Origin of the sequence: Mycobacterium sp., assembly GCF_050701675.1 — a bacterium.
In the GTDB taxonomy this organism is placed as follows: Bacteria; Actinomycetota; Actinomycetes; order Mycobacteriales; family Mycobacteriaceae; genus Mycobacterium.
Map to the genome: position 1 here is coordinate 1 of NZ_JBOGDD010001172.1, position 5,659 is coordinate 5,659.

General features: G+C 67.2%; 7 protein-coding genes. All 7 read right to left on the reverse strand.

Translation table 11 applies throughout. From position 1 onward, the window contains the following. A partial coding sequence (locus ACRDUX_RS36335) for a pseudouridine synthase (RefSeq protein WP_526421621.1) occupies nucleotides 1-734 on the reverse strand: 734 nt, incomplete at its 3' end. 1 nt (nucleotide 735) lies between these two features. After that, a complete protein-coding gene (scpB, locus tag ACRDUX_RS36340; protein WP_526421623.1) occupies nucleotides 736-1,443 on the reverse strand; it encodes an SMC-Scp complex subunit ScpB in 708 nt (235 codons plus the stop codon). 22 nt (nucleotides 1,444-1,465) lie between these two features. Further along, nucleotides 1,466-2,278, reverse strand: coding sequence for a segregation/condensation protein A (locus ACRDUX_RS36345; RefSeq protein ID WP_526421624.1), 813 nt, complete (start codon nucleotides 2,276-2,278; stop codon nucleotides 1,466-1,468). Next, nucleotides 2,275-3,165 carry a ParA family protein gene (locus ACRDUX_RS36350; protein ID WP_526421626.1) on the reverse strand — a complete coding sequence of 297 codons (891 nt, stop codon included), beginning with the start codon at nucleotides 3,163-3,165 and terminating at the stop codon, nucleotides 2,275-2,277. Before ACRDUX_RS36350 ends, ACRDUX_RS36345 begins: the two co-directional genes overlap by 4 nt. Nucleotides 3,166-3,266: 101 nt before the next feature. Next, nucleotides 3,267-4,433: a flavin-containing monooxygenase gene (locus ACRDUX_RS36355; protein WP_526421628.1), complete on the reverse strand. Its 1,167-nt coding sequence runs from the start codon at nucleotides 4,431-4,433 to the stop codon at nucleotides 3,267-3,269. 2 nt (nucleotides 4,434-4,435) lie between these two features. Further along, nucleotides 4,436-5,383 carry a site-specific tyrosine recombinase XerD gene (xerD, locus tag ACRDUX_RS36360; RefSeq protein WP_526421630.1) on the reverse strand — a complete coding sequence of 316 codons (948 nt, stop codon included), beginning with the start codon at nucleotides 5,381-5,383 and terminating at the stop codon, nucleotides 4,436-4,438. Continuing rightward, nucleotides 5,380-5,659, reverse strand: a 280-nt coding sequence (locus tag ACRDUX_RS36365; RefSeq protein ID WP_526421632.1) for an NUDIX hydrolase, incomplete at its 5' end; no start/stop codon positions are given. The genes ACRDUX_RS36365 and xerD, both read right to left, overlap by 4 nt.

Genomic DNA, 5,659 nt, shown 5'->3' on the forward strand with positions numbered 1-5,659 from the left:
GCCTTGTACAGTTCGCCGACCTCTTTGCTGGACAATACCCGGATTCTCCCGGGTTTCTGCTCGCCGAGTGACACCGAGCCGATGTCGGTACGCACCAACTCGTGCACCGGGTAGCCGACCGCGGCAAGCATTCGCCGCACGATGCGCTTGCGTCCCTCGTGCAGGGTCACCTTCACCAGCGACTTGCCGGGCACCGTATCCACCATCGCAAAGTCGTCGACGTGAATGGGCCCGTCGTCCAGCTCGATTCCGGCCTTCAACTTCTTGCCGAGCCCGCGCGGCACCGAGCCGATGACCGTGGCCAGGTACGTCTTCGGCACCTCGTAGGACGGGTGCATCAGACGGTGGGCCAGCTCACCGTCGTTCGTCAGAATCAACAAGCCCTCGGTATCGGCGTCGAGACGTCCGACGTGAAAGAGCTTCTTGTTGCCGCGAACTCGGTATTCGACTAGGTCACCGACGCAGGGACGCCCCTGATCGTCGGACATCGTGGAGTGCATGCCGCGCTCTTTGTTGATCGCCAGGTACACCATCGTGTCGTCGAGTCGGACCTTCGCGCCGTCGACGCGGATCTCCGAGGCGTCCGGATCGACACGGGTGCCCATCTCGGTCACGATGTGCCCGTCGACCTCGACCCGGCCGTCCCTGATCATCCGCTCCGCGACGCGCCGCGACGCTACTCCCGCCTGTGACAACACCTTCTGCAGTCGGATACCTTCATCATCTTCAGCCACGTCAATCCCGATCCACGTCGAAGGCAAGCGATTGGTTGTTGGGCACCACGCCGAGCTTGACGAAACGCGGTTCGTCACCGAGTGACTCGGAGATGTCGTCGATGACGTCGATGTCGGGCAACAGCGGTGCGATGTCGGGGAGGTCCGCCAGCGACGACAGGCCCAGCCGTTCGAGGAACAGCTCCGTCGTCGCGAAAGCGACTGCACCGGTGTCGGAGTCGGCGCCCGACTCGGTGATCAGGCCGCGGGCCAGCAGCGTCCGCATCACCGCATCGCAGTTGACTCCGCGGACGGCACTCACCCTGACCCGGGTCACCGGTTGCCGATACGCGACGACTGCCAATGTCTCGAGTGCGGCGCGCGTCAGCTTGGAGCGGGCACCGTCGAGCAGGAGTCGCTCGACATACGGCGCGTAGCGCGCCCTGGTGTACATCCGCCATCCGCCGCCGGCCTCGCGCAGGTCGATGCCACTCTCCCGGGCGGCGAACTCATCGGCCATCAGCCGCAGCTTCGCCGCCACCCGGTAGGCGGGTTGCTCGATCGCCACTGCCAGCGCGTCGACCGGAACGGGGGTGTCCACCACCAACATCAGCGCCTCGAGCACCGCACCGAGTTCGTCATCCTCCATCTCGGGCTGGTGCGCGACGTCGATCTCCAAGTCGGAACCCAGGTCGAGGCCAGGGTCGGGTTCGGGGTACTCGTCAGTCATCTTCTTCAGTCATCGTGAAGTCTCACTCTTCCACCGCGGTGGCCAGGTACTCACTGGTCGGGCGATCCCCGGTCCAAGAAACCTGCAGCACACCAAGCGGCTCTGCCTGGTCAAATGCTACCGCGTGGGCCCGGAACAATTCGAGCAGCGCCATGAACCGCCCCACGATCTCGATCGTCGCACCGCAGTCGGCCACCAGATCCGAGAACGATGCCCACTGCCCGATCCCCCGCTCTTCGAGCATCCCCAGCAACCGGCGCGCCTGCTCGGGCACCGACACCCCTTGCACGTGGAGATGGTCGGTGCCGACGACCGGCACCGGTCGTGGCGTGAACGCCGACGCTGCGATCTGGGCGAAGCTTTCGGCGTCCACACCCAGCATGACCTCGGGCAACAGCTCGGCGAACTGGTCCTCGAGCGACACCGCCCGCGCATAACTGCGCAGCGCAGCGGCCTCGAGCTCGGCGAACATCACCGCGACGTGCTTGAACGCGCGGTACTGCAGGAGCCTGGCGAACAACAGGTCGCGAACCTCGAGCAGCGCGAGGTCCTCCTCGTCGTGCACCTCGCCCGCAGGCAGCAGCCGGGCCGCCTTGAGGTCGAGCAGGGTGGCGGCAATCACGATGAATGCGGTGGTCTCGTCGAGCTCGAGCTGCCGACCGATCGTCCTGGTGTAGGCGATGAAGTCGTCCGTCACCCGATGCAGCGCGACCTCGGTGACGTCCATCCGGTGCGCGAAGATCAGCTGCAGCAGCAGGTCGAAAGGGCCTTCGAAGTTGGTCAGCTTGACCTGGAAGCCAGGCTGCGGTGATTCCTCCGGAGCGGGCGAACTCACGCGCCGAACCGGTCGATGACCTCACGTGCCAACGACCGATACGCCTCCGCACCAACGGATTTCGGTGCCCACGTGGTGATGGGCTCGCCAGCGACGCTTGTCTCCGGGAAGCGCACGGTACGGGTGATGACGGTGTCGAACACCAGATCACCGAACTGCTCGAGCACTCGGGCCATGACCTCGCGGGAGTTGACCGTGCGCGGGTCAAAGCGCGTGATGAGGATGCCGCCGATCCCCAACTTCGGGTTCAGGCGGTCCTTGACCTTGGCGACGGTGTCGGTGAGCAGGGCAAGGCCACGCAGCGAGAAGTACTCGCACTCGGTCGGGATGATCACGCTGTCCGCGCAGGCCAGCCCGTTGACCGTGAGCAATCCCAGTGACGGCTGGCAGTCGATCAGGACGTAGTCGTAGCGGTCCAGCACCGGGTGCAGAGACCGTGACAGTGAGTGCTCCCGGCCGACCTCGTTGACCAGCTGAATCTCCGCCGCCGAGAGATCGATGTTGCTCGGCACCAGATCCAGACCCTTGACTCGGGTCTTGATCAACACGTCGTCGACCGACACCCGCGGCTCGATCAGCAGGTTGTGCACCGTGTGGTCCAACTCGTAGTGCGGCACGCCGAGACCCGCCGACAGCGCGCCCTGTGGATCGAGGTCGACCAGCAACACACGCCGCCCGTATTCGGCAAGGCTCGCGCCCAGGTTGATGGTCGAGGTGGTCTTGCCCACCCCGCCCTTCTGGTTGCACATCGCGATGACCTTGGCCGGGCCGTGCATGCTCCTGGGCTTCGGCTCCGGGATCGCCCGAGGCGGGCGGCCGGTGAGGCCGATGTGTTCGATGTGGTCGGCGCCGCCTGCGCCGTCGGCCGCGCTACCGTCGTCGGTCACTCGGGACCGCCACCGGTCAGGCAACCATCGGGCTTGGCGAACATCGCTTGGAGTTTAACGGGAAGGGAACGCCCTGGACGCCAGACCCGCGGCCTGGACTGCTAGAAGAGTTCCTTCTTCTTGGGCCGGCTGGTGTCGGCGATCTCCCGCGCGATGCGCCCGGCCAGCCGTTCCGCCTGTTTCGACACGTAGCCGATGAGGGACGGCCGCGACATAATCCCGAGAAACCACAGCCCTGGGGCTGCGGAGACCTCGCCGCCGGCCGCCGGCACCCCGGTGTCGGTGAGGACGCCGAGATGCCCGACCAGCGGTTCCAACCCGCGGCGGTATCCCGTCGCCGCGATCACCACGTCGGCATCGAGCCGCGCACCGTCGACCAGTACCGCCGACCTGCCGTCGAACTCGGCCAGGGCGGTGACCACCTCGATGGAACCGTCGCGGACCGCGGCGACGACCTCCGGGTCGACGACCGTGGGCGCCACGTGCAGCCGGTGGGCCCGGCTGAACGGGCCTTCCTCCGGAATCGGCAGGCCGAATTCGGTCAGATCGCCGAAGGTCGCCAGCCGCGCCCTTCTGGACACCGCGTCGGCCAACCGTGGAGGCAGATGGAACAGCGGCCTCGACACGACGTCGTTCGACCAACCGGCGGGACCCATCCGTGGCATGACGTTCGGCGGCGTTCGCACCGACAGCCACACCTTGGCGGCTCCCCCGGTGATCAGGTCGTAGGCGATCTCCATGCCCGAACTGCCCGCTCCGACGACGACGACCCGCCGTCCGGTGAACGGCGTGGGGTTGCGGTAGGACGCCGAGTGCAGCACCCGGCCTGCGAACGACGCAGTGCCCGGCCAGTTCGGCAGGTACGGGGTGTGCGCATAGCCGGTTGCGACGACGACGTGGGCGGCATCGACGATGCCGTCCGTGGTGACGACACCCCAACCGCTGGGTTTACGGCGCACGACTCGCTCGACCGGAGTGTCGACGCGCAGTTCGATACCGAGTTGGCTGGAGTGTTCCTCGAGATGTGCTACGACGTCGTCGCGCGAGGGGAACAGCGGAGTTCCCTTGGGATACTTGCGCTTTGGCAGGTGTGAGAACTGTCGGCCGGTATTGAGCCGAAGTCGGTCGTGGCGGGTGCGCCACGATTCGCCGACCTGGCCGCGGTCCAGCACCACCGACCGCACCGCCAGATCGCTGAGGCAGAGTGCCGCCGCAAGACCCGCCGACCCGGCGCCGACGATCACCACCTGGTTCTCGGGTGCGCTCATCGTCAGCGCGCCCGCGGATGCGCGCCGGCCCACACCTCTCGCAGTGCGCTGACCGTGACCAGCGTGTAGATCTGCGTCGTGGTCACCGACGCGTGACCGAGCAGCTCCTGCACGACGCGGACGTCGGCGCCGCCTTCGAGCAGGTGCGTCGCAAACGAGTGCCTCAGTGTGTGGGGTGACACCGACGCCGAGATGCCCGCCCGTTCGGCGGCATCCTGCAACACCTGCCACGCGCTCTGCCGCGACAACCGACCGCCCCGCGAGTTCAGGAAGATTGCGGGGGTGCCCTTGCCGCGGCGCGCAAGGTCCGGCCTGCCGCGGACGAAGTACGCGTCGAGGGCACTGACCGCTGGCCTGCCGATCGGAACGAGCCGCTGCTTGCCGCCCTTTCCGCGCAGCAGCACTGATCGGGACTGAGTGTCGACGTCGTCCACGTCGAGGCCTACGGCCTCGGAGATCCGAGCGCCGGTCGAATAGAGCACCTCGAGCAGCGCGCGATTGCGCAGGGTGAGCGGACCGTCGGCCTCGCTGTCGCCACCCGCCCCGTCCAGTAGTGCGACCACCTCGTCGATGCTGATGCTCTTGGGCAGGCGGCGGCTCGGGGTCGGCGGCTTGACCGCGCGGGCCACGTCGAGCGCGGTCAGCCCCTCCGCCGTGGCGAAGCGATGAAACCCGCGCACCGCGATGAGGGCGCGTGCCGCAGAGACCGCCGACAGGGGGGCGTTGCCCTGTTCCTGGTCGCCGAGCCGCAGCGCCACCAGGAATTCGCTGACGTCGTCCTCGACGACCCCACCGACGTCGTCGACGCCCCGGGTCGCGAGGTGCCCGACGTAGCGCCGCAAGTCCCGCCGGTAGGAGCTCAGCGTGTTGGCGGCCACCCCTCGCTCGATCGTCAGGTGGTCGAGATACCCCTGAACCTGGTCGTCGAGTGTCCCGACGAACGTGGTCACGTGGTGGCCTGCCTAGCGGCGAACCGGGTCGGCTTGTCTGGCCAGGGCGCGTCGACCGGACGCAACGACTGCACGTCCCGGTCTATGGTCCGAGCGGCCAGAATTCCGGCCACCGCAAGAGAATTGATGATCTCCCCGTTGAGCACCATGTCGACGGCGTCGGCCAGCGGGAACCACTTCAGCACGAGGTCCGCCTCTTCGTCGCGCGCCTCGGGCCTGCCGACGTCGGTGATGCCGGTCGCGAGATAGATCCGGACACATTCGTCACTGAACCCC

Coding starts and splice junctions, on each gene's coding strand:
- scpB (WP_526421623.1), bottom strand. CDS start 1,443: ATGACTGACGAGTACCCCGAACCCGACCCTGGCCTCGACCTGGGTTCC.
- ACRDUX_RS36355 (WP_526421628.1), bottom strand. CDS start 4,433: ATGAGCGCACCCGAGAACCAGGTGGTGATCGTCGGCGCCGGGTCGGCG.